The sequence below is a fragment of the Bradyrhizobium sp. CIR18 genome (assembly GCF_014198295.1).
Taxonomy (GTDB): Bacteria; Pseudomonadota; Alphaproteobacteria; order Rhizobiales; family Xanthobacteraceae; genus Bradyrhizobium.
The window spans coordinates 25,338-51,842 of sequence record NZ_JACIHF010000026.1 but is presented as its reverse complement, the minus strand read 5'-3'; the positions used below and the strand labels follow the sequence as shown (position 1 = coordinate 51,842).

Here is a 26,505-nt window from a genome sequence, read left to right as displayed (position 1 = left end):
CTTGAGGCCGTCACACGATCAGATCGTGCGACACATGGCCGTGAACGGTACCTGCCGAGAAAGGTGGATCAACATCGGACGGCGATGCTTCAGGCATGAATGCCGGCTCGGATCCATGGAATTCCCCAGCGTGCTCGTGATGACCGACGAAGTCTGAGAGATGATCCAACACTGCGCCGTGCAGTGAGCCTTGCGACGCGACATCCCTGAACTGGAACGAGTCGCCGAGCTGAAGCGGATTGGCAGGCTTTGATCCAGACGCTTCCAGGGAGGGGTTGTGCTGGTCCGCCCCGCTTGAGAACGAATGGTTGGCACCGCCGGTCGATGACTTCAGGAGGCTTGGGTTCAGCAGGATTGGGTTGAACGTCGTGTCTGCCGTTTCACCGCTGGTATAACCATGGGCATGATCCGCCTGGGCGGCGCCTCTTGATGACGCGACGCCGTCATTCCCTGCATCGTGTCCGAGCGCAAGCCCGCTACCGGCGTGCTGTCCGGCGGCGTCGTGGGCAAAATTCAGTATGGCGACGTCAGGCATCTGGCCGCTTGCGGCAACCGCGCCATTTTTGAACCCGGTCGGGTTGTTGAAGACAAAGCTGGCCTCGGTGAGTGGGATCACGTGCTGCACGATCAAAGGCAGTCCGCTGGCTGAGGGAGCTGCCGTGTCGCTGCGGAGCGTTTCGGTCGCGAGCGTTTGCGTTTCGTCTGAACTGGACAAGCTGGAATATTCGGCCTGTCCGATCTGGTCCCAGTTCGAATCGAGGCTGTAGGTCGCCTCGGTCGATTGGATGGTCGAACTCTCTGCAGCGAGAAGCGTGCCGTCGGCGCTGCCGGAGTCGGACAAGCCTTCGGAAGTGATCGTCATCACGGCGGTCGCGTCACCCTGCGAGGTTGCGATGAGGTCGAGCAGATCGCCGGCAACCGCCGTCGCAGGTGCCGCTGCCGGCGCCGTGATGAAGTCCGACGCGTCGATGGTGGCGATGCCCTGCAAATGGATTTCGAGCAGACTGGAATCGCCGACGTGCAGGGTCTGGTCCGTTGAATTGACGTACACGATCGTTTCATTCGCCGCACTGTCATAGAGCCAGGCGATCGTATGTGCCGGCACGGCCGTGCTGGTTGAGCTCAATGCCAATATGGCGAACCCAAGCGCGCCCATGCCGGTCAAGTCGATCTTGTCCGCTCCCGATGCAAAGTCGGTGATGGTGTCGAACTGGCTTGCGTTGGAATCGGCTACGAACAAGTAAGCGAAACGGTCGTTCCCATTACTGCCGGTGAGCTGGTCCGCACCAAATCCACCGGTTATGGTGTCGGCGCCGTTGTTGCCGTTGATGGTATCGCTGCCCGAGCCGCCGTAGATGGTGTCATCCCCATCATTGCCTTTGATCGTGTCATTGCCTGATCCGCTGTAGAGAACGTCGGCTTTACCAGTGCCGTTGACGGTATCGCTGCCGGCTCCCGCGTAGATGATCTGACCTGTGTCGCCGCCGCCGGCAATGGTTTCGCTGCCCGGCGTTCCATACACGTTGGGGGGATCGGAGATCACGGCAGATCCGGTGGCCAGGTTATCAAAATCGTTCGGGTCTGCGTCGCTGGCGCCATGAATGGCGACGGTCACCGTCTGTGACGTACCGTCGATGGCAGTTATCGAGAAGGTGTCCGTCAAGGTGTCGCCGACATCGAGCGCCTGAACCACGGTGTTGTTGTTATCGAGGGTGTAAGTCCATACGCCGGCTGCGGTCATCGTGAAGGTGCCGTATCCGCCGTCACTCGCAGCCGGCGAAGAGACAGCGGTGAACGTGTTCGGAGCGTTGTCGACGTCCGTATCGGTGAGCGTGCCGGTCGCGATGGGAACGCCGGGTGAGAAAGTTCCCGCCTCCGTCACTGAGCCGGTCGTGGTGCCGGAAATGAGGGCGGCATCGTTGCTGCCCTGAATGGTGATCGTCACCACCTGCGGCGTACCGTCGAGGGTTGTGACAGTGAAGCTGTCGGTGAGCGTGCCGCCGACATTGAGCGCCTGCACCGCGCCGCTGGCGTTGTCGAGCGTGTAGGTCCACACGCCGGCGGCGGTTATCGTAAAGGTGCCGAAACCGCTGATGCTTGCCTTCGGCGAGGTCACTGCCGTGAAGGTATTGGATGGATTGTCGACGTCAGCCGCAAGCAGCGTGCCGGTTGCGCTCGGAGTGCCGGGCGTCGCGTTGGCAAGGCCTCCAGCCTCGGTCACCGAGCCGGTCGTCATGCCGGAAATGACGGCAGCATCGTTGGTGCCATGGATGGTGACCGTTACCACCTGAGCGGTTCCGTCCAGCGTGGTCACCGCAAAACTGTCGGTCAGCGTCTCGCCTGAATTGAGCGCCTGCACTGCCCCGTTGGCGTTGTCGAGCGTATAGGTCCACACGCCCGCTGCCGTCATGGTGAAGGTGCCGTAGCCCGCCTCGCTTGCCTTGGGCAAGCTGACGGGCGTAAAGGCGTTTGCGGTGGTGTCGACGTCGACGTCGGTGAGCGTGCCGGTCGCGATGGGTGTGCCGGGGTTTGCATTGGCGGTGCCGCCGGCTTCGATAACTGCACCGGTCGTCTCACCGGAGATGATCGCCGCGTCACTGGTCCCGTGGATGGTGATCGTCACCACCTGTGGGGTGCCTCCGATCGAGGTCACCGTGAAGCTGTCGGTCAACGTCTCGCCGGCATTGAGTGCCTGCACTGCGAGGTTGGCATTGTCCAAGGTGTAGGTCCACACGCCGGCAGCCGTCATCGTGAAGGTGCCATAGCCACCGGCGCTCGCGGTTGGCGAACTCACGGCGGTGAACGTATTGGGCGGATCGTCGACGTCGGTATCGGAAAGGGTGCCGGTTGCAATCGGCGTGCCGGGCGTTCCATTGGCGATGCCGCCAGCCTCGATAATCGAACCGGTCGTGGTGCCGGAGATGATTGCAGCGTCGTTGACACCGTTGATGGTGATCGTGAAGGTCTGGGTGACGGAGGTGAGTCCGTCGGAGACGGTGATAACGAAACCGTCGGTCGTAGGCGCCTTCAGCGCGTTGATTGCGGCATTGTCGGGCACGAACGTATAAGCGCCGCTCGTGCTGTTGACGTAGAGAATCCCGTAGGAACTTGTCTTCGACAGATCGTACGTCACTCCATCCAGAACCGTACTGCCGGCGCTGGCCCCGACGATGCCGAAGGTCAGATTGCCACCGCCGCTGGTGCTACTGGCACTGAAGGTTCCCGTCGTCGCCGTGAATGTGTCAAACACGACCGTATCGAGCTCGATTGGCCCAGCCCCGGTGCTGAGAGTCGGCGGTACAGGGTCCACCAGCGCGAAAGTGATGGGTGGCAACGTGGTCGGCAAGATCTGCAGCGTGGGCGCATCCGGCTGAATGAAATTGATCGGCTGCAGTGGCTGGGGTTTGACGAAGAAAGGCGTGCTCGAGCCACGGGGCCCTTGTTCTCCTAGATTGGCGAGCACATCCTGTTGGGCGGCGCGCAATTCCTCCATGCGAGCCGCCGTATTCGCAACCTGATTGACGCTGATGGTGGATCCCACCTTCTTGATGACGATCGTCTCGCCGGGATCTTCGACGATGATGTGTCGCGGGACCCGCTCCTTGGTCACGAGCTCAAATGCGCCGTGCGCAAGGTCCTTGTAGGTAATGGAGTCGTCATCCAGGAATGTGACATCCGGATCCGCGGCCTCGGCATTCTGCGCGGCCGAGAAAGTCAATGCTGCAAGTGTCAGCATCCCGAAACCGCCCGCGTGGCCCCGGGCGCGAATGCCTGCAATGGGCGTATTCAGCCGGAGCGCTCCGGTTTCCGCCAGCCGGCCCGGTACGAAACCGAAGCTCCCTCGGGTCACGTCGAACAAGGCTGCAGATGGCATGCCTTCGACGTCGAAGACGAACTCGCTCAGCACAACATGAGTGCCGCAGGCGATGTTGAAAAAAGTACCGTCGATGAAGCCAATTGTGATCCGCCCGTCGGCATCGGTTTCCAGCACGTCGCCCCGGTAGATAGGCGCACCAGCTACCGCCTGTGTAGCGACACCGCTCGCTCGCGTAAGCGCACAGCAACCGACCGCAGTATGAATGTGGCCGATGAGCTCGACGGGCAGGGCCATGGTGGCCCCGTTATCAGCGTGGATGCCGGATGCAACTAACATGGCTCGACCTCGCCTGGGTGATCGATTCAGGCTCGGCGTGCTGCCATAATCCTGCTCGGGCCCTCGCCAAGGGACAAAATTTCCTGGGCGCTGGCAGCCCGAAGGCTTGCCCGCCGAAATAATCAAGTCTGATCGAGAGAGACGCATTGCGCGGGGGGACGGCGACGCGTACCGCCATTCCCGCCGTGCCCCCTCCCGCCAATGTGATTAAATTGACAAACGGAACGCATTTAATTTGTGGCGCTTGCGTAGCGCCGGAGATAAATTAGGCTGGTTAATAGAATTAAACAACAATTATATTTGCTGTGGCTGCGCTACGCGGTTCAAGAAATGGGCCACCGATAGCGACAAGATCTTCTCAGAAAGGGGGGATCATGTGCAGACCTACGATAGCTGCTTTGGCGATTGGTCTTGTTTTGGCGCTTGCCAATTTCTCGCCGAGCGCGGCTCAAGCGCAGAGCGATTCCGCCAAGCCCGCCGTCGCGGCCTCATCGCCGAAACCGATTGGGAAGGTGGTGGTGGTCTCAGGCTCGGTCACGATCGAACATGCGGGCGCAGTGATTGTTCAGGCGAATGTGTCGAGTGACCCTGGCCGCACCAACACGGGTGATCCGGTATATCTTGGTGACGTGGTGTACACCGGCGCCGACGGCCGCGTCGGCATCAACTTTACCGACGGCAGCTCGTTCAATCTATCGAGCAACGCCCGTATGGTGCTGGATCATTATGTGTATGAGCCGGCCGGCAAGTCCAATGCGACTCTGTTCAATCTCGCCAAGGGAACGTTCACTTTTGTTGCGGGCGGGGTCGCAAAGACCGGCGACATGAAGGTCGATACTCCCGTCGCCACGCTGGGGATTCGAGGCACGACGCCGCATGTCGAGATTTCGGACGATGGGTCAGTCAAAATTTCGACCCTGATCGAAGAGGGCAAGAGCAAGCTCTTGAAGAAGCCGTCGACATCCGCGGCGCCGGAGCCCGATCGAAGCCTCAATCGGAGGCTCAACATCTGTCGGGGGTGCTGAGAAACTTGCTTGGCCCGAAGCCGCCGTGACGCCGCAGTGCCGGCCGGCACTGAGATCAGGATTGGCGCTTCGTTCGCCGTCGGTGTCGGACACTTGGTGTGGAAATGACCGCAAGAGCCAGTTTCATCAAGGCCGTGATGCTCATTCTTGTCCTTGGGCTGTCCAGTTCGTCGGGCTGGGCACAGAAGAAGGGCAGCTCCCTCAAGAATGTTGAACTGTGCAACGGCTCAGACCGCGTATCACCCGAAGCTCGGATCGATGGCTGCACGGCGTTTATCGATGCGGGCGAGGGAGCCGTGAACGGCTTCGTTATCGCCTACAACAACAGGGGAAATGCCTATAGCGCCAAAGCCGACTACGAACGCGCGATCAAGGATTTCGTCGAAGCGACCAGGCTTGACCCGACTTATGCGAAAGCGTTCAACAACCTCGGCGTGGCCTATCTGAGAACGGGGGCGCGCGATCTGGCGATCGGCGCCTTTGAGGAGGCGCTCAAGCTCAACCCGAACTATGGCGCGGCTTTTGCCAACCGTGCGACGGCCTTCCTGCAGGGGAACGCGTACGACCGCGCAGCGCGGGACTATGACGAGGCAATTCGCCTTGATCCGAAGCTGGAGGCGGCGCGGAGCGGACGCTGTTGGACCCGAGCCGTCCTTGGCGCTCTGCAGGCTGCGCTGGAAGATTGCGATATTGCGCTTCGATCGGGAGCAAACAGCGCGGCAACATACGACTCGCGCGCTCTCATTAATCTGAAAATGGGGCAATTCTCCGCGGCGGTGGACGACTACAACTCAGCGCTGCGGTTGGCGCCCAAGCTTGCGAGCGCGCTCTACGGCCGAGGGATTGCCAGATTCAAGCTCGGCGACGCAGTTGGTGGCCAAAGCGATATCTCGGCGGCCAGAAAAATCGACGCTGGAATCGACGAAGCCTTTGTCCGCTATGGGGTGCCGGCCGACCGCGACAGCACCGTCTTGCAGGTGTTAACGAAACCTTAACCATCGGCGTCTCAAATTCAGACCCGGCGGATCCGCCCACGCTCGATGCGGCACGGCGTGCTGCCTCCAAAGCAAATCAAGATATAGCATTAACAAGTCCTTAATTGGCGGGACCTACAGTCGACGGCATGGGCCGGCCTTGATGCCGGCATGGACCGCCGAACCGGAAGAAATGCCGCCAATGGCGCGAAAGGCTGCCGCTGGATTTGTGTCGCGAGCCCGCGCCTTGGCGCCGGGGCTGTCGCGTCATGTCCGAACGGCGGGCGCGCTGGCGGCCTGCCTGCTGATCGGTCTCGGTGCGCCTGCCCGGGCGGCCGATCCGATCAGGGGCGAGGCGAGCTTTTCGGCCGGCGGCGGCTTTGCCCGTCTCGTCATCAAGCTCGGCGAGGACGTCCCCTCCGAGGTGACGACCGCAGGCTCCATCCTCATCATCCGCTTCGACCGCGCGGTTGACGTTCCCGTCGACCGCGTTCCCGAAGGCGCGCCCGATTACGTCAACTCCGCGCGCCGCGATCCTGATGGCGGCGCCATCCGCCTGTCGCTGGCGCGGCGCGTCACCGTCAACACCATGAATGCCGGCGAGCGCACCTTCGTCGACCTGTTGCCGGAGGGCTGGAAGGGACCGCCGCCGAGCCTGCCGATGGACGTGGTCAAGGAACTCGCCGAGCGCGCCCGCGTCGCCGAGCGCGCGCTGCGCGCCCAGCGCGCCGCGGCCGAGACCAAGAAGCGTCCGCAGATCCGCGTGCGGGCCTCGGTGCAGCCGACCTTCGTGCGCTTCGTGTTCGAGATGCCCGACGGCGTCGGCGTCTCCTCTGTGCTCAACGAGCAGAAGCTCACGCTCGCCTTCAACGCCAACCTCAATTTCGATCTGGCGGACGCGGTCGTCGCGGCGCCGCCGAACGTCGCCTCGATCAAGCAGAAGGCCGACATCGATCAGACCAATGTCGAGATCGCGCTGATCGGCGATTCCGACGTGCATTCGTTCCGCGACGAAAAGAACTACGTCGTCGACGTCTCTTTCCAGCCCGACAAGGGCAAGACCGCCGCGACGCCCGAGGCGGCGATCGCGCAGATGAAGCCTGCCGGTCACGGACCGTCGCCCGCGCCCGACAAGCCCGCGGCCGAGAAGCCGAAGGAGGCCCATCGCGAGATCGCGCCGCCGACCTCCGAGACGATCGCGCGCGACGCCAAAATCGACGTCAAGCCCGAGGTGAGGCCGGAAGCGCCCGCCGCGATGCCGCCCGCTGAAGCGCCGAAACCGGCGCCGGCTGCGGCCACTGAGGCTGTGCACGCTCCGGAAGCGCCCAAGGAAATGGCGAAGGAAGCTGCGAAGCCCGCCCCGCCGGTTTCCGAGGCTGCGGCCGCGCCGGCCAAGCCGGTGCCTCCCGAAGCGCCGAAAGAGGCCGTGAAGGAAGCCGCCAAGGCTGCGCCCGCCGAGGCGCCGGCCGCGCCGCAGCCCACTGTCGCCAGCGTCGATGCGCGCCGCGACAGCGACGGCTTGCGCGTGACGTTCCCGATTCAGGTCGCAACACCGGCGGCGGCGTTCCGCCGCGGCGACACGGTGTGGCTGGTGTTCGATACGCCGAAGCCGATCGACGTCGAGGCGATCCGCGCCAGGGGCGGGGCGATGATCGGCGAGGTCGGCCGCATCCCGCTCGACAAGGGGCAGGCGGTGCGCATCCGTCTCACCCGTCCGCTGGTCTACTCGCTGGCGAGAGAGGAGGTCGGCAAGGAGACCAACTGGCTCCTGACGCTCGCCGACAAGATCCAGTCGACGCCGCTTCCGCTGATGATGTCGCGCAACATCACCGACCCCGCGCTCGCCAACATCGCAATCCCCTTCGCCAATCCGGGCCTGCTGCACAGATTCACCGACCCCGACGCCGGCGACGCGCTCTACGTCGTCACCGCGCAGCGGCCGGTGCGCGGCTTCATCAAGCGGCAGGACCTCGTCGATCTCTCGCTGCTGGAATCCGCGCACGGCATCGCGATCCGGCCGAACTCCGACGAGGTCGGCATCGAGGTCGGCGCCGACAAGGTGATCCTCGGCAAGAAGGGCGGGCTGACGCTGTCGCCGGTCGACATCTCCGCCGAGCGGGCGCCGACCGCAGTGCGCCCGATCTTCAGCCCCGAAGGCTGGCGCAAGGGTCAGTCGGACAACTTCATGACGCGTCAGAGCGACCTGATCACGGCGATCTCCAACGTCGAACCGGCACTGCGCTCGCTGCCGCGGCTCAATCTCGCGCAGTTCTACATGTCGCGCGCGATGTATCACGAAGCCAAGGCCGTGACCGAATTGATGCTGAGCGATCCGCTCAACAAGGAGGAGAGCGGCGCGCTGATCATGCATGCGATCGCCAGCATCCTGATCGGCCGGCCGGCGCAGGGCCTGAAGGACCTCGCCAATCCCGTGATCGGCAACAGCCACGATTCCCAGCTCTGGAAGGCGCTCGCCTATGCACGCCAGGGCAAATGGGCCGATGCGCGTGAAAAATTCAAGAACGTCGAATTCGCCATCGCCTCGCTGCCGCTCGACATCCAGCGCATCGTGACGATGGACGCGATGCGCGCCTCGCTCGAGGTCAAGGACTATGCCGGCGCCTCCAAGCGCCGCAGCGAGCTCGAGGTGGTCGGCGTCTCGCCCGAGGCCGCACCCGGCTTCGCCGTGCTGCGCGGCCGGCTCGCCGAGGCGCTCGGCCACGACAAGGACGCGCTCGACGACTACAAGTTCGCGGCCGCCTCGGCCGATCGGCCGGCTGCGGCCGAGGCCAAGCAGCTCGAGGTCGCGCTGCGGCAGAAGCGCGACGAGATCAGCAAGGAAGACGCGCTGCGCGAGCTCGAGACCCTGTCCATGACCTGGCGCGGCGACGCGATCGAGGTCAAGACGCTCCAGATGCTGTCGCAGATGTTTGCCGAGAACGGGCGCTACCGCGACGCGCTCACCGCGGCGCGCACCGCGACCAGGCTGCAGCCGAACGCCGAAGCCTCGCGCCAGGCGCAGGATCTCGCCTCGGACCTGTTCACCAAGATCTTCCTGGGACCGAAGGGCGACGAGCTGCCGCCGGTCGAGGCGCTCGGGATGTTCTACGAATTTCGCGAGCTGACGCCGATCGGCCGGCGCGGCGACGAGCTGATCCGCCGTCTCGCCGACCGTCTCGCCTCGATTGACTTGCTCGACCAGGCCGCCGAGCTGCTGCAATATCAGGTCGATCACCGCCTCGAAGGCGCTGCGCGCGCCCAGGTCGCCGCGCGCCTGTCCATGATCTATCTCGCCAACCGCAAGCCCGACATGGCGATCACCGCGCTACGCGCGAGCCGCATCAGCGATCTCTCCGGCGAGCTCAGGCAGCAGCGCCTGCTGCTGGAAGCGCGCGCGCAGAGCGACGTCGGCCGCCACGATCTCGCGCTCGACATCGTCTCCAACGTCTCCGGGCGCGAGGTGCTGCGCCTGCGTTCCGACATCTTCTGGGCGGGGCGGCGCTGGCGCGAGTCCGCCGAGCAGATCGAGCTCTATTACGGCGAGCGCTTCCGCGACTTCAAGCCGCTCAACGCGGTGGAGAAGAGCGACATCATCCGCGCCGCCGTCGGTTATGCGCTCGCCGACGATTCGATCGGCCTGTCGCGCTTCCGCGAGAAATACGCGCCGCTGATGAGCGAGAGCGCCGACCGTCTCGCCTTCGACATCGCCAGCAAGCCGGCCGCGGCCTCCAGCGCCGAATTCGCCGAGATCGCCAAGTTGGCTGCCAGCGTCGACACGCTCGACGGCTTCCTGCGCGAGATGAAGCAGCGCTTCCCCGACGCCACCGCCCGCGCGCCCGTTTCGCCGCAGGCCAAGGAACAAGCCGACCACACCGGCTCGCTGCCGACGATCCCCGTCGTGCGACAGATCAAGATGACGCGGTAGGACTGCTGCCCGCGCGAAGCGCGGCCCGCGACTCCGCCTCACCCTCCGTAACTCTGCACCAGGCTTCCGGCCACCAGCGACCAGCCGTCGACCAGCACGAAGAAGATCAGCTTGAACGGCAGTGAGATCGTTGCCGGGGGCAGCATCATCATGCCCATCGACATCAGCACCGAGGCGACGACGAGGTCGATGATCAGGAAGGGCAGGAACAGCAGGAAGCCGATCTCGAAGGCGCGCTTCAGCTCGGAGATCATGAAGGCGGGGACCAGGATGCGCAGTGCGAGGTCATCGGGGGTGGCCGGCGGTGCCTCGCTCGAGAGATCCAGGAACAGCTTGAGGTCCTTTTCGCGCACGTTCTTCTGCATGAAGCCGCGCAAGGGAACGGAGGCGCGCTGCAGTGCGTCCTCGACGCCGATCTGGTTGGCGACGAGCGGGCGGATGCCGTCGTCGTAGGATTTTTGCAGGACCGGCCCCATCACGAAGAAGGTGAGGAACATCGCCAGCGCGATGATCACCGAGTTCGGCGGAGCGGTCGCCGTGCCCAACGCCGTGCGCAGCAGCGACAGCACGACCACGATGCGCGTGAACGACGTCATCATGATCAGGATCGACGGCGCGATCGACAGCACGGTGAGCAGCGCGATCAGCTGGATCGCGCGCTCGGTGACGCCGCCGCCGCCAGCGCCGCCGCCGAGATTGATGCTGATGTCCTGCGCATGCGCCGGCATCGCTGCCGATGCCGCGCCGATCAGGACAGAAAGAAAAAATACTCTACGCGGGAGGGACGGCAGCCTCACGAAGACGGCTTCGGACGGCCAAGCAGGGAGGCCATCTCGTCTTCGAGATTTTCAAAGCTGGTCTTTTCCGTGGCCGGCTTTGCGGGCGGGGCCGGTGGTGCCGGCGGCTCGCTGCGTGCGGCGCGGGGCGGCGGCGCAGGAGGTTCGGGCGCAACCGGAGGCGCGACCGTCTCGCCGGCCGGGCGACGCAAGGCTGCCTCCAGCCGCTGCGCCATCTCGGCGAGATTTTGCTCGGCGCTGGAGGGGGACGCGGCGGGAGCCGGCGGCGGAACAGGCGGAGCCTGCGGCACCGGCGGAGGCGGCGGCGGGGCAGGTGCGCGCTCGGCGCGCACCGGCGGCATCTTCGGCGGCTCACTCTGGCGCGGCGGCCGCGGCATCAGTGGCGGTTCGCTGCGCGGAACGCGCGGCGGCAGCGGCTCGGGCCGCGGTTCGCGCTCGGGGCGCGGCGCGATCGGCTCGGCCGTGAAGCCGGCGAGGGGATCGCTGCGGCGTTCGGCCAGCGCGGGAGCGGGCCGGCGCACCTCGTCGGCGAAGGACGGGCGCGCGGGCCGCGGCGGCGGCTCGGGCATTTGCGGCTCGGGATGGTCGAGCAGTTCGGGCCGCGGTGCTTCGTCGGCCCAGCTGCTGGTATCCGGCATGGGCGCAAGCCGCGGCGGTTCCGCGGCGTTCGGACGCTGCGGAAGCTGGTCGCGGCCGGGCGCGGCGCGAACGATATTGGGTTCGACGACGATATCGGTGGGCCCACCGATCATCAGGAGATGCTCGACATTGTCACGCCGGACCAGCACCAGGCGGCGCCGACCGTCGACCGCGGCAGCGTCGATCACCGCGAGCCTGGGCATCCTGCCGCGCTGGGTGTTGGCGCCGACCCGGCTGCCGGCGAATCGGCGAACCAGCCAGGCAGCGACGCCGATCAACGCCAGAACGACGATGAACGCGACGATGAAGGTGATAGGGCTGCCTTGCATACTTGTCCCCGACAAATGGCGCTGTTCTCGTGCCCATGGTCAGACGCGCCAACCACCGGCTTAACGATGCCCCAAACTGCGATCTCTTAACGTCCCACGGCAAGTTTTGCCGTCCCCAACTCTTAATAACCTATGAATCGTCCGATCCAAAACGACTTCTTGGTCCGTGCATGCGCCGCCAAATGGTTGGGTTAATGCCATTTTTGGACGCGTAGAATCACGGGGCGCGAGATAGTGTCCCGCCCGGGGACACGCCGCGAGGGCGTCCTTAACCAGCTGTTAACCATACACGCGGCAAATTCTGCCTAGTTGCGGACCTCAAGGTTCGCAAGAGGCGGAAGGAGCCGCGACGATGTCCATCAACGACCTCCCGGTACTGTCGGCGCTTCGCACCAAGATGCAGTGGCACCAGGAGCGCCAGCGCGTCCTGTCCGAGAACGTCTCCAATTCCGACACGCCCAAATTCCGGCCGCGCGACCTGGTCGAGCCGAAGCTCGACAAGTCCGGGGCGGTCACCGGCTCGATGGGCCCCCTCGCGCTCGCCCGCACCAGCGGTTCTCACATGACGCCGTCAGGGGCTGCTTCCGGATTCGACCAGAACAGGAACGCGGGGTTCGAGACCCGCCCCGCGGGCAACGCCGTCAATCTCGAAGAGGAGATGATGAAGGCGGCCAGCAACCAGATGGACTACGCGGCGGCGACCTCGCTCTATTCGAAGAGCCTGCATCTGCTCAAGACCGCGATCGGCAAGGGCTAGCCGCATGATCCGGGAACAGAACAGCTAGAGGAGGCGCATCATGGCCAATGACAGCAGCGACTTTGCCCGCTCGATGGCGATCGCGACCTCCGGTCTGCGGGCGCAAGCCGGCCGCATGCGGGTGATCTCGGAAAACATCGCGAACGCGGATTCGACCTCGCAGACCGCCGGCGGCGATCCCTACCGGCGCAAGGTTCCGACCTTCTCCTCCGCGCTCGACCGCACGCTCGACGCGCAAGTCGTCACCCTCGGCAGGATCAAGCCCGACCAGTCGAACTTCCGCGTCAAATACGAGCCGAACAATCCGGTCGCGGACGCCAGCGGCAACGTCAAATATCCCAACGTGAACTCGGTGGTCGAGATGACCGACATGCGCGACGCGCAGCGGTCCTACGAGGCCAATCTCAACATCATCAGTGCGACGCGCCGGATGATCCAGCGCACGCTCGACATCCTCAAGAGCTGAACAGGACAATTGAGCCATGGCATCACCGACAATCGCGGCCAACGCTTATGCCAACCTCGCCCGGGTGCTGGAGAACAGCGGTGCCGGCAAAGCCACCGAGGCCGGCGGGCAATCCTTTGCCTCGATGCTGAAGGACGCCGTCGGCAGCGTCATGGAGTCCGGCCGCAAGTCGGATGCGCAGACCGTGGCGATGGCCTCCGGCAAGGCCAACGTGATGGACGTGGTGACGGCGGTGGCGGACACCGACGTCGCGGTGTCCACCCTGGTCTCGGTCCGCGACCGCGTGATCGCGGCCTATGAAGACATCATGAAGATGCCGATCTGATTTTGGCGAATGGTGAGTAGCGAATGGCGAATGGGGACGTCTCCGATTCGCCATTCGCATTTCCCGGCACGTCAGACAACCAATAGCGAGTAACAAGCAATGACCGGACCCGAAACCCTCGACGTTGCGCGCGATGCGATCTGGACGATCGTGATCGTGTCCTCTCCCCTGATGGTGGTCGGTCTGGTGGTCGGCGTCATCGTGTCGCTGTTCCAGGCGCTGACGCAGATCCAGGAGCAGACGCTGATCTACGTGCCGAAGATCCTCGCCATCTTTGCCACGATGCTGCTGGCGCTGCCGTTCATGGCCGACGCGCTCCACGCCCACATGCTGCGGATCTCGTCGCGAATCATCGGCGGCTGAGGCAAGATGCGTCGATTATGCGCATCGACGTCTCGCTGCTGCCGGCGCTCGCCGCTTCCTTCATGCTCGCCTTCGCCCGGGTCGGTGCGATGGTGATGCTGTTGCCGGGGCTGGGCGAGACCAATATTCCGACGCGGATCAAGCTGTCGATCGCACTGCTGCTGACGCTGATCATCCTGCCGCTGCATCGGAACGCCTACCATGTCGACATGGGCTCGCTCGCGCCGCTCCTGGTCCTGATGCTGCATGAGATCGCGATCGGAATCGTGCTGGGCGCGACCGCGCGCGTGACGCTCTCGGCGCTCCAGGTTGCGGGATCGGTGATCGCGCAGCAGATGGGGCTCGGTTTCGTCACCTCGGTCGACCCGACGCAGGGCCAGCAGGGCGTGCTGGTCGGCAACTTCCTGACCATCCTCGGGGTAACGCTGCTGTTCGCCACCGACAGCCATCATCTGGTGATCGCGGCGCTGAACGACAGCTACACGATCTTCTCGCCGGGTGAGACCATATCAAGCGGCGATGTGGCCTCGCTCGCGACGCGCGCCTTCGCCGCCGCGTTCCGCCTGGGCCTGCAGCTCTCGGGGCCGTTTCTGGTGTTCGGCCTGGTCTTCAACATCGGCCTTGGCGTGCTGGCGCGGCTGATGCCGCAGATGCAGGTCTATTTCGTCGGTGTGCCGCTCTCGATCTTCGCGGGCTTCCTGGTGCTCGCCGTGGTGCTCACGGCGATGATGGGGACGTATCTGGATTACTTCATCGGTGTCATGCACCAGTTGATGCCGCTGAGGTCACGGTAGATCGATGGCAGAAGACAAGGACCCGGAGAGTCAAACAGAAGACCCGACGCAAAAGCGTCTGGACGACGCGCTCGAACGCGGCGACGTCGCCAAGAGCCAGGAGATCAACACCTGGTTCATGATGGCGGGCGGCACGCTCGTGGTCTCGACCTTTTCGGGCTCGGTGGGCAGCGGGCTGCTGACGCCGATGCGCAACCTGCTCGCCAATTCCTGGATGATCAAGACCGACGGCAAGGCCCTGCTCGCGCTGATGCAGCAGATCGAGTTCGCCCTGCTCGCGGCGATCGGCGTGCCTCTCTTCTTGCTGATGCTGGCGGCGATTGCCGGCAACATGCTGCAGCACCGCTTGGTCTGGTCGACCGAATCCCTGACGCCGAAGTTCAGCAAGATCTCGCCCGGCGCCGGCTTCCAGCGCATCTTCGGCAAGCAGGCGGCGGCCAATTTTCTCAAGGGCATCGGCAAGCTGGTGCTGCTCGGCGTGGTCATGACCATGATCCTGTGGCCGGAGCGGCATCGCATGGAGGCGATGGTCAGGCTCGATCCGGCCGCCATGCTCGGCGCCAGCACCAGCATGACGATCCATCTGCTCGGTGCGGTGGTCGCCGCGCTCGCGATCGTCGCCATCGCCGACTATTTTTTCCAGTACAGAAGCTGGTTCCAGCGGCAGAAGATGTCGCTCCAGGAGATCAAGGAAGAGTTCAAGCAGTCCGAAGGCGATCCGCACATCAAGGGTAAGATCAGGCAGTTGCGGCAGCAGCGCGCCAAGAAGCGCATGATGGCGGCGGTTCCCAAGGCTGCGGTGATCATCACCAACCCGACCCACTATTCGGTGGCGCTGTCCTACGAGCGCGGCATGACGGCTCCGATCTGCGTCGCCAAGGGCGTCGACAATCTCGCCTTCAAGATCCGGGAGATCGCGCGCGAGCACGACATCCCGATCGTGGAGAACGTGCCGCTGGCACGCGCGCTCTACGCCACCGTCGAGATCGACCAGGAAATCCCGACCGAGCACTACCATGCGGTCGCCGAAGTCATCGGCTACGTCATGCGGCTGAAGCGCGGATTTAGCGCCGGGCGAGGATAAAACACCCGAAAAGTACCGGAAATGGCCGTAATCTGGGAATCAGCGTACCTTTCACCCCTGCTGCCCTTGCGCCTGCGGGTCCGATTCAGGCAGGGAGGACCCCACGCGCCCCGTAGCGCGTTGATTCTCTGCCGACAGGCTGCGCCAGCTCGAGAATGACCGCCGAGACCGACCACGACCTCACCCGCGAGCCCGTTGCGACGCACGAGCCGTCGCCGCGCTCGGGCAGCATTGCGCTGGTGCTGCTGGTGGCTGCCGGCCTCGTCGCCGTCGCCGTCGGGCTGATGACGCTCGGGCGCGCGCAGGCGCAGCCCTATATCCTCGGCATCCTCGCCGTGCTGGCGATGGTCGGCCTGTTCAACCTGTTCGCCTTCGCCGCCGGGATCATCCGTTTCGCCGACCGCAGTCTTGATGACCCGGTCGTGGGCCGCATCGCCGATCACGGGTTCGACGGCCTCGCCGTGACCGATGCGCGCGGCCACGTGGTCTATTCCAACGCCGCCTATCTGACGCTAACCGGCGCGACCGGTCCGCAAGACGTGCGCCCGGTCGAGCGTGTCTTCATCGGCAACCCCGACGTCTCCGAAGCCGTGTTCCGCCTGCTCAAGGCCGCGCGCGAAGGCAAACGGCAGCAGGAAGAGGTCCGCATCTCCGGCCAGGACGGCAGCCAGGGCCGCTGGCTGCGCATGCGGGTACGCCCGCTCGGCACCGGCAAGCGCGAGGCGAAATACGCGGTGTGGTCGATTGCCGACATCACCCGCGACCGCGAGCGCCAGGAGGACGTGTTCCAGGAGCTCCAGCACGCCATCGAATATCTCGATCACGCGCCGTGCGGCTTCTTCTCGGTCAATCCGGCCGGCGAGCTCGCTTACGTCAACGCGACGCTGGCGAACTGGCTCGACTACGACCTCGCCGAGATCGGCTCGGGCGGCCTGAAGCTGACCGACATCGTCTCCGGCGATGGCGCCTCGCTGCTCACCGCGATCGTGGCGGTGCCGGGCGAGGTGAAGACCGAGGTCTTCGACATCGACCTGCGGATGCGCACCGGCAAGACCATGCCGGTGCGGCTCTATCACAAGCTCGCCTTCGGCGCCGACGGCGCGCCGGGGCCGTCGCGCACGCTCGTCATCAGCCGCGCCCGCGACGAGCGCAGCGATCCTGATCGCGCTGCCGAAGTGCGCTTCATGCGCTTCTTCGACCACACGCCGATGGCGATCGCGACCGTTGACCGCGGCGGCAACGTGGTGCGGGCCAATGCGCGCTACGCCAAGCTCGGCCAAGCGCTCGGGCTCGACAGCGCCTCCAAGTCGATCTTCCGCGCGGTCAATTCGCGCGACCGGCACCTCCTGATCGCGGCCATCAACCAGGCCGCCGACGGCCAGGCCGACATCGCCCCGGTCGAGGTGGCGCTGGAAGGGACCAAGGAGCGCTGGGGCCAGTTCTTCGTCACGCCGGTCGATGCGGCCGAGAACGAGGCGGAAGCCGCCATCGTGCACATGCTCGAGACCACCGAGCGGCGCGCGCTGGAGAACCAGATCAACCAGTCGCAGAAGATGGAGACGGTCGGCCAACTCGCCGGCGGCATCGCCCACGACTTCAACAACGTGCTCTCCGCCATCATGATGGCGAACGATTTCCTGCTGAACGCGCACAAGCCGACCGACCCGTCGTTCCAGGACATCATGCAGATCAAGCAGAACGCCACGCGGGCCGCGACCCTGGTGCGGCAGTTGCTGGCGTTCTCGCGGCGGCAGACGCTGCGGCCGCAGGTGCTCGATCTCGGCGATGCGCTGTCCGATCTCGCGATGCTGCTGCGCCGCCTGATCGGCGAGAAGGTCAAGCATGAGACCATCCACGGCCGCGATCTCTGGCCGGTCAAGGTCGACGTCTCCCAATTCGAGCAGGTAATCGTCAATCTCGCGGTGAACGCGCGCGATGCCATGCCCGACGGCGGCAAGCTGATCATCCGCACCGCCAACGTCACCGCGGAACAAGCGGCCAAGCTCGCCTACAAGGGGATGCCGGCCGCCGATTATGTCCGGATCGAGGTCGCCGACACCGGCACCGGCATTCCCGCCGACATCCGCGACAAGATTTTCGAGCCGTTCTTCTCGAGCAAGGAAGTCGGCAAAGGCACCGGTCTCGGCCTTTCCACGGTCTACGGCATCGTCAAGCAGACCGGCGGCTTCATCTACGTCGATTCGGAGCCGGGCCAGGGCACCTCGTTCCATATCTTTCTGCCGCGTCACCATGCCGAGCCTGAAGCGCAGGTCGAGCAGCCGGCGGCTGTGGTCAGCGCGACCAGCGGCGCCGGCAAGGACGCCGCGGCGGCCGAGGCCAAGCCGCGCACCGATCTCACGGGGCAGGGCACCATCCTGCTGGTCGAGGACGAAGAGGGCCTGCGCGCGCTGAACGCACGCGGATTGCGCTCGCGCGGCTACACCGTGGTCGAGGCCGAGAACGGCGTCGAGGCCATGGAAGTGCTGGAGGAGCAGAGCGGCGCGATCGATCTCGTCGTCTCCGACGTCGTTATGCCCGAAATGGACGGCCCGACCTTGCTCAAGGCGATGCGGGAGAAGAACCCCGACATCAAGTTCATCTTCGTCTCCGGCTATGCCGAGGATGCGTTCGAGAAGAGCCTGCCCGAAGGCCAGCAGTTCGACTTCCTGCCGAAGCCGTTCACGCTCAGCCAGCTCGTGGCGGCGGTCAAGGAGACGATGGCGAAGCAGGGGTGAGGGTCGGCGGCGCACGCCGTTCGCCCCTCCGTCATTGCGAGGTGCCCGCGACAAAATTGCGTAGCAATTTTGCGCTGGTGCGACGAAGCAATCCAGACTCTTTGCGCTGAGGCAGTCTGGATTGCTTCGCTACGCTCGCAATGACGGGGAAAGCGCGGAAATCTCGGCCCAAAACCGCCGGTATCCCGCGACCACGGTTCCCCGGCGCACCCGGCCAAGCCCCCGCCAAATATGGGCTTTTGCCACATCCCCGCGACTGAGGGCCGCAGCCATAGGTTCCGAAACCGGCTTCACTTTTCGGGAAGTCTGCCCATCTTAGGCGCACGTCCCCATGCCGGGGATTTGGGAAACGCACATGAATTTCTCGCTACGCTCCCGCAGTCTCTTCAAGACGATCGCTGTCGTGCTGGCGCTTGCGCTGCCGACTGCGCTGGCGATCTCGTCTGCCGACGCGCGTGTCGGTGGCGGCGGCTCGTCCGGTTCGCGCGGCTCGCGCACCTATTCGGCCCCGCCCCCGACCACGACGGCGCCCGGCTCGGCCTCGCAGTTCAACCGCACCTACACCCAGCCGGGTGCAGGCATGAACTCGGCTGCTTCCGCGCCCGCGCGCGGCGGCCTGTTCGGCCGCGCCGGCGGCTTTATGGGCGGCCTCGCGGCCGGCTTCCTCGGCGCCGGCCTGCTCGGCATGCTGTTCGGCGGCGGCCTGTTCGGCGGCCTCGGCGGCCTGTCCTCGATCCTGGGCCTGATCATCCAGATCGCCCTCGTGGTGCTGGTGGTGCGGCTGGCGATGTCCTGGTGGCAGCGCCGTCACACGCCGCAGGCGGCCTATGCCAATGCCGACGCGGGCGCAGGTTCCGGACCGCAGCCGAACCAGCGCGGCGGGCTTGGCGGTGGTCTTGGCGGCTTCGGCTTCGGCGCGAACGCCAATAACGCGCCGCTCGAGATCAAGCCGGACGATTACGAGGCGTTCGAGCGCCTGCTCGGCGATGTCCAGACCGCATGGTCGAACGAGGACGTGGCCAAGTTGCACACGCTCGCGACGCCGGAGATGGTCTCCTATTTCGAGCAGGACCTCGCCCAGAACCGCGCGCGCAACGTCGTCAACAAGGTGACTGGCGTCAAGCTGCTGCAGGGCGACCTCGCGGAAGCCTGGCGCGAAGGCGAGACCGACTACGCCACGGTGGCGCTGCGCTTCGCGCTCACCGACAAGACGCTCGACCGTAACAGCGGCACGGTCGTCGCCGGCAGCGAGCAGCCGGGCGAAGTCACCGAAGTCTGGACCTTTGCCCGACGGCCCGGCAGCGGCTGGGAATTGTCGGCGATCCAGCAGACCAACTGATTGCAAAGCGATTGAAGACAAGGGCGTCGTGCTTCCCGCACGGCGCCCTTTTCTTTTGTACCCCTTTCATCGCGGCATCGGAATAAGTGGGGGCGCATCGGGTTAAAATCAGGCGGCCAACGACAAACACAACGGGAGGACAAGATGATCCGTATCAAGAGATCCGTGACGATTTCAGCGCTCGCTGCGGCCTCGCTTGCATGCCTTGCGGCGCCAGCCGTGCAGGCACAGTCGGCCGACATGACGTTCTTCGTGACCTCCAATGGCCCGGGCAAGGGTGCCGATCTCGGCGGCCTGGAGGGAGCCGATGCACAGTGCGCGAGGCTCGCTCAGACCGCCGGCGCCGGTGCGAAGACCTGGCGCGCCTATCTCTCGACGCAGGCCGCCGACGGCAAGCCGGCCGTCAACGCGCGCGATCGCATCGGCAAGGGACCGTGGCAGAACGCCAAGGGCGCGGTCATTGCCAAGGATGTTGCCGAACTGCACGGCCCCGCCAACAACCTCACCAAGCAGACCGCGCTCAGCGAGAAGGGCGAGGGGATCAACGGTATGGGTGACCAGCCGAACCGGCACGACGTCCTCACGGGATCGCAACCAGACGGCACCGCGTTTGCCGGTCCGGACGATCGCACCTGCAAGAACTGGACGTCGAGCACGCAAGGCACCGCGATGGTCGGCCATTTCGATCGCCGCGGCCTGCGCGACGACGAACCGTCAAAGTCCTGGAACAGCTCGCACCCCTCGCGCGGTCCCGATGGTGGCTGCTCGCAGGCCGATCTGAAGAGCACCGGCGGCGACGGCCTGCTGTATTGCTTCGCTGCGAATTGAGTTTGGACGCAACTCTCTCCACCCGTCATTGCGAGCGCAGCGAAGCAATCCAGAATCTTTCCGCGAAGGCGGTCTGGATTGCTTCGTCGCTTCGCTCCTCGCAATGACGGAGTGTTTGGTGGCGCCGTTCCGTCTCACCCTGCCGGAACTCCGAGCCACATGCTACATTGGTCCGTACGTGTTCACGCTCACGGACCTCTCTCATGAAATACGAGCTCTACTACTGGCCCGAGATCCAGGGCCGCGGCGAATATGTGCGGCTGGCGCTGGAGGAGGCGGGGGCCGCCTACGTCGATGTCGCGCGCGGGCCGCGCGGCACGGCTGCGATGATGAAGATGATGGACGCACACAAGGACACGCCACCCTTTGCGCCGCCGTTCCTGAAAGCCGGCAAGCTCGTCATCGGCCAGACCGCCAATATCCTGCTCTATCTCGGCGCCCGCCATGCGCTCGCGCCGAAGACGGAAGCCGGCAGGCTCTGGGTGCACCAGCTTCAGCTCACCATCACCGACCTCGTGGTCGAGATCCACGACACCCATCATCCGCTCGGACCCTCGCTCTATTACGACGACCAGAAGCCGCCGGCGAAGAAACGCACGGCCGATTTCTGGGAGGAGCGGGTGCCGAAATATCTCGGCTATTTCGAGCAGCTTCTCACCGAGAATGGCGGCGCCTATGTCACCGGCCGGCGGCTGACCTATGTCGATCTCTCGCTATTCCAGATCGTCGCGGGGCTGCGCTATGCCTTTCCCAAGCGCATGAAGACGTTCGAGACAGACATTTCGGGCCTCGTTGCCCTGCACGACCGCATCGCGGCGCGGCCGAACATCAAGGCCTATCTGGCAAGCGAGCGCCGCATTCCCTTCAACGAGCAGGGCATCTTCCGCCGCTATCGCGAACTGGATGGCTAAAGCGTTTTCGAGCGAAGTGGACACCGGTTCGTGTCAAGAAAACGCGTCAAAAAAAGAAACTTTAGCCGGTCCGGAGGGAGGCTGGCGGCAGCCCCCGTTCCGGACCGGCCGCTTCGGGCGCGATCAATCGCCCGAACGCGTCGTGGCCGGTGGGCGTCTGTAGACGCTGCGGCCCAGAGCGGTCGTCTGAATCATCGGGCAGAGGCGAGAGGTCATGCTCGTCGGGGCAGGGCGGCTTGCAGAACATCGTCGCGTCTTTCGTTGCGTTGCGTGCCGCCGCTGTCTAGCGAAGTCTGCATTCCCAGGCGTCAGCCGTTCGGAGGAGGCAGCGCGATGCGCGCTCACCAAACGCCCGGCATCAGGCGATAGCGCACCCGCGCCGCATAATCGGCATAGCCCGGCAGGCCCTCGCGCAAGGTGCGTTCCTCTATGCCGATGCGGATCGCGAACAGGAGGACCAGAATCGGGACCATCACCAGTCCCCACCACGATCCCAGCAGCAACGGCACGCCGGCGAAGAACAGGACCATGCCGCTATACATGGGATGACGCACATGGGCGTAGGGGCCGGTCGAGATCACGCGCTGCGCGCGCTCGGCTTGCAGCTTCACCACGGGAGCAGCGAACGAGTTTTCGCGGAACACCCACATCGTGAACAATGTCGAGGCCAGGAACAGCGCGAGGCCGAAGGCCTGAAGCGCGACCGGCATGTCGGACGATTGAAGGCGCCGGTCGACGCCGATCAGCACCAGCCAGGCCAGCATCGCGACGACGAAGACGCTCATGAACAATTTGTCGGCGGCGGGCTGATCCTTCTGCAGCACCGGTCGCAGCCGCTCGGCGAGCAGCGCCGGATCGATCCGGTAGAGCCACCAGCCGCAGAGCGGGCCGAGCAGGGTGCAGGTCGCGAGGAATACCCAGGCCGAGGCCCAGCGCAGCGTCCCTGCGGAGGCGAACAGCAGCGCGCCCATCGCGGCGGTGGTGATCGTGTTCTGCAGCAGCAGTCTGGCGATCATGCGCGGCTCCCCCGGCAATCTCGCACGATGTTGGCTTTGCTATCCGGCAAAGATAGGGCCAGACGTACGAAAGGCCCGATCGACCGGATCGGGCGCTTCAGCCTAGGCAAACCTGATCAGGCGAGCTGATCGATGCGCGTGCCCTGACCCGGCGGCAGCGGCGCGGGCGGCTGCGGCTTGTAGGTGGGGTCGGCGTCCTTGGTCTTGGTCTGATCGTCCTGCTGCTTGGTCGTGTCGTAGCTCGGAACCACGATCGCGATCGGCGGCGGCGCAACGGTGGAAACCTTCATCCGCAAATCCTCACACACATGGAAGCAACTGACCCTGCGCTGCGAGGAGCGAAAATTCCTTCAAGGCAATCGTTAAAATGCGAGGGATTGGTGTGGCGGGAGGGCCGTGTTTGCGTCTCATCCGCGCGCTGCCAAATGAGGCGACGAACCTCTCCCCGTCATTGCGAGGAGCCCTTGCGACGAAGCAATCCAGAGCCCTTCCGCGGAGACAGTCTGGATTGCCTCGCTGCGCTCGCAACGACGGAGCTTGTAGCGGCAGCGTTGCGACGCGTTGCGTCACCACTTCGCGGAAAGAGCGAAGCCCTTCTATTCGTCCTTGCCGCGCGTGATCGCGATGGACGCGTCCTTCTTGGTGCGGGTGCATTCCATGTTGAGTCGCCGATAGCGCATGCTGATCTTGTCGCCGCGCAGCAGACCCATCCGCTTCAGGCAGCGTGTCGCCCCCGTCGTGGTGTCGTCCTTGGTCACGGTGAAGACGATCGCCGCCATCGATCCCACCAGCGCATAGAATTCCGGCGTCGGCTTGCGATCGCCCTTGGCATAGAGCTCGATCGAATATTTGTCGCCGCGGCAACCCACGGACAGCTCCTTGGCCGCCGGGTGCGTCAGGTAAACAACGTTGGCTGCCCGGAAATTCACCTTGAGGCGATCGACCTGGTTCGCCAGCTCCTTGGCACTGTCGTCGCAGCGGTCGGCGCGTGCGGGCGAAATGAGGGTCACAAGGCCGGTGATGGCGGCGGCGACCAGGATCGCGCCGCGGACGTTCAAGTTCAATGTCATGATGAAAAGCCCCTTAGGGCGCGCATTCAAGCGTCGTCGGGCGCGAAGTGCAAGGGTGGGAACGGGCATTTCCACGTGCTGCGCCAATGCCTTCCCGAGCCCTGGCCGCGCGCTCTCATGCGTATCGGTCCCTTCCTTTTCCGTCCAAAATGGGCTTAGAACGCTTCTACGCGAGGGCCCGCGCGTGGCCCCAAACCCCGAGATTCGCCCATGAACGCTCCGACCGCCTTTCCCGACCCGTCAAAGCCCGTTCCGCCCTACAAGCACACCCCGCTGTTCCCGCTGGGCAAGGACGAGACGCCCTATAAGAAGATCACGGCCGAGGGCGTCAGGGTCGAGAAGGTCCTGGGCAAGGACATGCTGGTGGTGTCGCGCGAGGCGCTGCGGGCGCTGTCGGAGGCGGCTTTCGGCGACATCAATCATTACCTGCGCCCCGGCCATCTGAAGCAGCTCCGCGCGATCCTGGAGGACGGCGAGGCCAGCCCGAACGACAAGTTCGTCGCGCTGGACTTTTTGAAGAACGCCAACATCGCCGCGGGCGGCGTGCTGCCGATGTGCCAGGACACCGGCACCGCGATCATCATGGGCAAGAAGGGTTGCAACGTCATCACTGACGGCGACGACGAGGCGGCGCTGTCGGAAGGCGCGCGCGACGCATATCTGCGCCGCAATCTGCGCTACTCGCAGGTCGCGCCACTCTCGATGTACGAGGAGAAGAACACCGCCAACAACATGCCGGCGCAGTGCGAGATCTACGCCGAGGGCGATGACGCCTACAAGTTCATGTTCATGGCGAAGGGCGGCGGCAGCGCCAACAAGAGCTTCCTGTTCCAGGCGACGCCCTCGGTGCTGACCAAGGACCGGCTGCTGGCTTTCCTGAAGGAGAAGATCCTCACCCTCGGCACCGCGGCGTGCCCGCCCTATCATCTTGCGATCGTGATCGGCGGCACCTCGGCCGAGCTCTGCATGAAGACGGTGAAGCTCGCCTCCGCGCGCTATCTCGATGCGCTGCCGACCCACGGCTCGCCCGACGGCAACGCCTTCCGCGACGTCGAGATGGAGAAGGAAATCCACAAGATGACGCAGAGCCTCGGCGTCGGCGCGCAGTTCGGCGGCAAGTACTTCTGCCACGACGTCCGTGTGATCCGCATGCCGCGTCACGGCGCATCGCTCCCGATCGGGCTCGGCGTGTCCTGCTCGGCCGATCGACAGGTGCTCGGCAAGATCACCAGGGACGGCGTCTATCTCGAGGAGCTCGAGCACAACCCGGCGCAATATTTGCCGCAGGTCGAGCAGGCGCTCGGCGGCGAGGTCGTCAAGATCGACCTCAACCAGCCGATGAAGGACATTCTGGCGACGTTCTCGAAGTATCCGATCAAGACCCGGGTCTCGATGACCGGCACCATGATCGTGGCGCGCGATAGCGCCCACGCCAAGCTGCGCGAGCGGCTGGAGAAGGGCGAGCCGCTGCCGGATTACTTCAAGAACCATCCGGTCTACTACGCGGGCCCGGCCAAGACGCCCGAGGGCTACGCCTCCGGCGCGTTCGGTCCGACCACCGCGGGCCGCATGGATTCCTTCGTCGACCAGTTCCAGGCCGCCGGCGGCTCGATGGTGATGGTGGCCAAGGGCAACCGCGCGCCGGCCGTGCGTGAGGCCTGCAAGAAGTACGGCGGGTTCTATCTCGGCTCGATCGGCGGCGCCGCGGCGAACCTTGCCGAGCACTGCATCAAGAAGGTCGAGGTGCTCGAATATCCCGAGCTCGGCATGGAAGCGATCTGGCGCATCGAAGTCGTCGACTTCCCGGCGTTCATCATCATCGACGACAAGGGCAACGACTTCTTCAAGGAGTTGAATTTGGGCTGAGGCCGCGTTCCCCGGACGCTGCGCAGCACCATAAGCGCGTTAACGCGCGTGTTCGACGCGCTATGGGTGATGTCCGGCGTCCATCGGCGAAAGATGGGTCCCGGCTCTGCGGAGCAGCGCTATGCGCTGCACCGCGTCCGGGACACGAGAGCGGTGCTTGGTCGCTCTATTTCACTAACTGCAGTTCGTTACCTGATTGGAGCACAGCGCGCGCCACCAGCCGCGGACGCCGTCGTGGCTCTCGACCAGACCCCAGAAGCCGCTGCAGGCGAACAGGCGCTTCGGGCCGCCGTCACCATCGATCGGGCCGCCGAGCTCGCGCTGGGCCGGCATCCATTTCGCATCGACAAAGGGAGCCTGGAACAGCCCGCCCGCGCGCGTGTAGCCGTTGGCGTAGCTCGCGCCGACCTTGTTGGAGGCGACCCAGCCGCGCCCGGCATAGGGTTTGGGCGCGTTCCGCGGATATCTCTTCTCGTCCTCGTAATCCTTGCCCGGCGGCTTGGCGCCTTCGATCAGAAACCAGCCGTTCTTGGAGCCGATGATGCGGAATTCGGTGAGCCAGCCGCCGTCGGGCGTGTTCTCGGCGCCGCCTAACTTCAAGCGGTAGGGCGGCGGCAGCGTGCCGAGCACGCGCGCCGTCGCTGACGGCTCGGCGCGCACGTTGAGGCCAGCAGGGTCCTTGTCGACGGACCAGGCGCCGAGACTGCAGGGCTCGGTGCCCTCGGGCAGCTTTGCACGTCCGGCGGCGAGATCGGCGTGCAGCTTTGCGAAATCGGTCTCGTCATTGTCGGGATCGGGCTCCGCGCGCGGCTTCAACTCGGCTGACACGGCGCGTGTTGCATCCGGCGTCAGCGTGACCACGAGGGCCTGGCGCGCAGCGAACACACTTGCCGGTGTTTTCGGATCGTTCGACGTCGCCGGATAGACCGCGAGATATCCCATCGAGCCATCGGTTCGATAAGCGGCGCCGGCGACATAGCCTGCCGGGAGCAGGGCGAGCGCGCTTGCGCGCCACGCCGGTTCGGTGTCATCCGCGCGCGCCGCTTGTGTCGCGACGCACAGCATCGTCGCCGCGATGAGACGAAGCACGCGCATGATGTTGCGCGGCC

General features: G+C 64.9%; 21 protein-coding genes. 14 read left to right on the top strand and 7 right to left on the bottom strand.

The features are described from left to right. Positions 1–10: 10 nt before the first annotated feature. Positions 11–4,153 carry a VCBS domain-containing protein gene (locus GGD65_RS38570; RefSeq protein WP_246783577.1) on the bottom strand — a complete coding sequence of 1,381 codons (4,143 nt, stop codon included), beginning with the start codon at positions 4,151–4,153 and terminating at the stop codon, positions 11–13. A 398-nt stretch (positions 4,154–4,551) separates the two neighbouring features. Here GGD65_RS38570 and GGD65_RS38565 point away from each other — a divergent pair, with 398 nt between their 5' ends. The 3 genes from GGD65_RS38565 (at position 4,552) to GGD65_RS38555 (ending at position 10,077) form a co-directional block, all read left to right on the top strand. After that, positions 4,552–5,178: a FecR family protein gene (locus GGD65_RS38565; protein ID WP_312009933.1), complete on the top strand. Its 627-nt coding sequence runs from the start codon at positions 4,552–4,554 to the stop codon at positions 5,176–5,178. A gap of 104 nt (positions 5,179–5,282) precedes the next feature. After that, on the top strand, positions 5,283–6,173 hold the full coding sequence (locus tag GGD65_RS38560; protein ID WP_063707634.1) for a tetratricopeptide repeat protein: 891 nt from the start codon (positions 5,283–5,285) through the stop codon (positions 6,171–6,173). 181 nt (positions 6,174–6,354) lie between these two features. Then, positions 6,355–10,077: a tetratricopeptide repeat protein gene (locus tag GGD65_RS38555; protein WP_183238603.1), complete on the top strand. Its 3,723-nt coding sequence runs from the start codon at positions 6,355–6,357 to the stop codon at positions 10,075–10,077. 38 nt (positions 10,078–10,115) lie between these two features. Here GGD65_RS38555 and fliP read toward each other — a convergent pair whose 3' ends face one another. Together fliP and GGD65_RS38545 are read right to left on the bottom strand one after the other, a co-directional pair. Continuing rightward, the gene (fliP, locus tag GGD65_RS38550) at positions 10,116–10,874 is read right to left on the bottom strand and encodes a flagellar type III secretion system pore protein FliP (RefSeq protein ID WP_183238602.1); all 759 of its coding nucleotides are present in this window, start codon (positions 10,872–10,874) and stop codon (positions 10,116–10,118) included. Next, on the bottom strand, positions 10,871–11,842 hold the full coding sequence (locus GGD65_RS38545) for a flagellar biosynthetic protein FliO (RefSeq protein ID WP_092262715.1): 972 nt from the start codon (positions 11,840–11,842) through the stop codon (positions 10,871–10,873). The genes fliP and GGD65_RS38545 overlap by 4 nt, the downstream gene beginning before the upstream one ends. 352 nt (positions 11,843–12,194) lie before the next feature. On the opposite strand from GGD65_RS38545, the gene flgB reads away from it, so the two are divergent. The 10 genes from flgB (at position 12,195) to GGD65_RS38495 (ending at position 21,444) form a co-directional block, all read left to right on the top strand. Continuing rightward, positions 12,195–12,599 (top strand): flagellar basal body rod protein FlgB, encoded by a 405-nt coding sequence (gene flgB / locus GGD65_RS38540; protein WP_018321862.1) that lies wholly within the window; start codon positions 12,195–12,197, stop codon positions 12,597–12,599. A 40-nt stretch (positions 12,600–12,639) separates the two neighbouring features. After that, the gene (gene flgC, locus GGD65_RS38535; RefSeq protein ID WP_018321863.1) at positions 12,640–13,065 is read left to right on the top strand and encodes a flagellar basal body rod protein FlgC; all 426 of its coding nucleotides are present in this window, start codon (positions 12,640–12,642) and stop codon (positions 13,063–13,065) included. 16 nt (positions 13,066–13,081) lie between these two features. Next, complete coding sequence (fliE, locus tag GGD65_RS38530; RefSeq protein WP_018321864.1) at positions 13,082–13,390, top strand: flagellar hook-basal body complex protein FliE; 309 nt, start codon at positions 13,082–13,084, stop codon at positions 13,388–13,390. Positions 13,391–13,489: 99 nt separating this feature from the next. After that, complete coding sequence (gene fliQ, locus GGD65_RS38525; RefSeq protein WP_018321865.1) at positions 13,490–13,753, top strand: flagellar biosynthesis protein FliQ; 264 nt, start codon at positions 13,490–13,492, stop codon at positions 13,751–13,753. 17 nt (positions 13,754–13,770) lie between these two features. After that, a complete protein-coding gene (gene fliR, locus GGD65_RS38520; protein WP_183238601.1) occupies positions 13,771–14,547 on the top strand; it encodes a flagellar biosynthetic protein FliR in 777 nt (258 codons plus the stop codon). A gap of 4 nt (positions 14,548–14,551) precedes the next feature. After that, positions 14,552–15,631, top strand: coding sequence for a flagellar biosynthesis protein FlhB (gene flhB / locus GGD65_RS38515; RefSeq protein WP_018321867.1), 1,080 nt, complete (start codon positions 14,552–14,554; stop codon positions 15,629–15,631). A 155-nt stretch (positions 15,632–15,786) separates the two neighbouring features. Continuing rightward, the gene (gene cckA / locus GGD65_RS38510) at positions 15,787–18,366 is read left to right on the top strand and encodes a cell cycle histidine kinase CckA (RefSeq protein ID WP_183238600.1); all 2,580 of its coding nucleotides are present in this window, start codon (positions 15,787–15,789) and stop codon (positions 18,364–18,366) included. A gap of 331 nt (positions 18,367–18,697) precedes the next feature. Next, on the top strand, positions 18,698–19,705 hold the full coding sequence (locus GGD65_RS38505; protein WP_183238599.1) for a Tim44 domain-containing protein: 1,008 nt from the start codon (positions 18,698–18,700) through the stop codon (positions 19,703–19,705). A gap of 144 nt (positions 19,706–19,849) precedes the next feature. Further along, the gene (locus GGD65_RS38500) at positions 19,850–20,533 is read left to right on the top strand and encodes a hypothetical protein (RefSeq protein WP_018321870.1); all 684 of its coding nucleotides are present in this window, start codon (positions 19,850–19,852) and stop codon (positions 20,531–20,533) included. Between the two features lie 203 nt (positions 20,534–20,736). Then, positions 20,737–21,444: a glutathione S-transferase gene (locus GGD65_RS38495; protein ID WP_183238598.1), complete on the top strand. Its 708-nt coding sequence runs from the start codon at positions 20,737–20,739 to the stop codon at positions 21,442–21,444. 341 nt (positions 21,445–21,785) lie between these two features. Here GGD65_RS38495 and GGD65_RS38490 read toward each other — a convergent pair whose 3' ends face one another. The 3 genes from GGD65_RS38490 to GGD65_RS38480 form a co-directional block, all read right to left on the bottom strand. Continuing rightward, the gene (locus GGD65_RS38490; protein WP_183238597.1) at positions 21,786–22,460 is read right to left on the bottom strand and encodes an isoprenylcysteine carboxylmethyltransferase family protein; all 675 of its coding nucleotides are present in this window, start codon (positions 22,458–22,460) and stop codon (positions 21,786–21,788) included. Between the two features lie 116 nt (positions 22,461–22,576). After that, positions 22,577–22,750, bottom strand: coding sequence for a hypothetical protein (locus GGD65_RS38485; RefSeq protein WP_018321873.1), 174 nt, complete (start codon positions 22,748–22,750; stop codon positions 22,577–22,579). 306 nt (positions 22,751–23,056) lie between these two features. Beyond that, the gene (locus tag GGD65_RS38480; protein ID WP_092262688.1) at positions 23,057–23,530 is read right to left on the bottom strand and encodes a hypothetical protein; all 474 of its coding nucleotides are present in this window, start codon (positions 23,528–23,530) and stop codon (positions 23,057–23,059) included. A 210-nt stretch (positions 23,531–23,740) separates the two neighbouring features. Here GGD65_RS38480 and GGD65_RS38475 point away from each other — a divergent pair, with 210 nt between their 5' ends. Next, positions 23,741–25,396 carry a fumarate hydratase gene (locus tag GGD65_RS38475; RefSeq protein ID WP_179737842.1) on the top strand — a complete coding sequence of 552 codons (1,656 nt, stop codon included), beginning with the start codon at positions 23,741–23,743 and terminating at the stop codon, positions 25,394–25,396. A 174-nt stretch (positions 25,397–25,570) separates the two neighbouring features. Here GGD65_RS38475 and GGD65_RS38470 read toward each other — a convergent pair whose 3' ends face one another. Further along, complete coding sequence (locus GGD65_RS38470) at positions 25,571–26,491, bottom strand: SH3 domain-containing protein (protein WP_183238596.1); 921 nt, start codon at positions 26,489–26,491, stop codon at positions 25,571–25,573. Positions 26,492–26,505 lie beyond the last annotated feature (14 nt).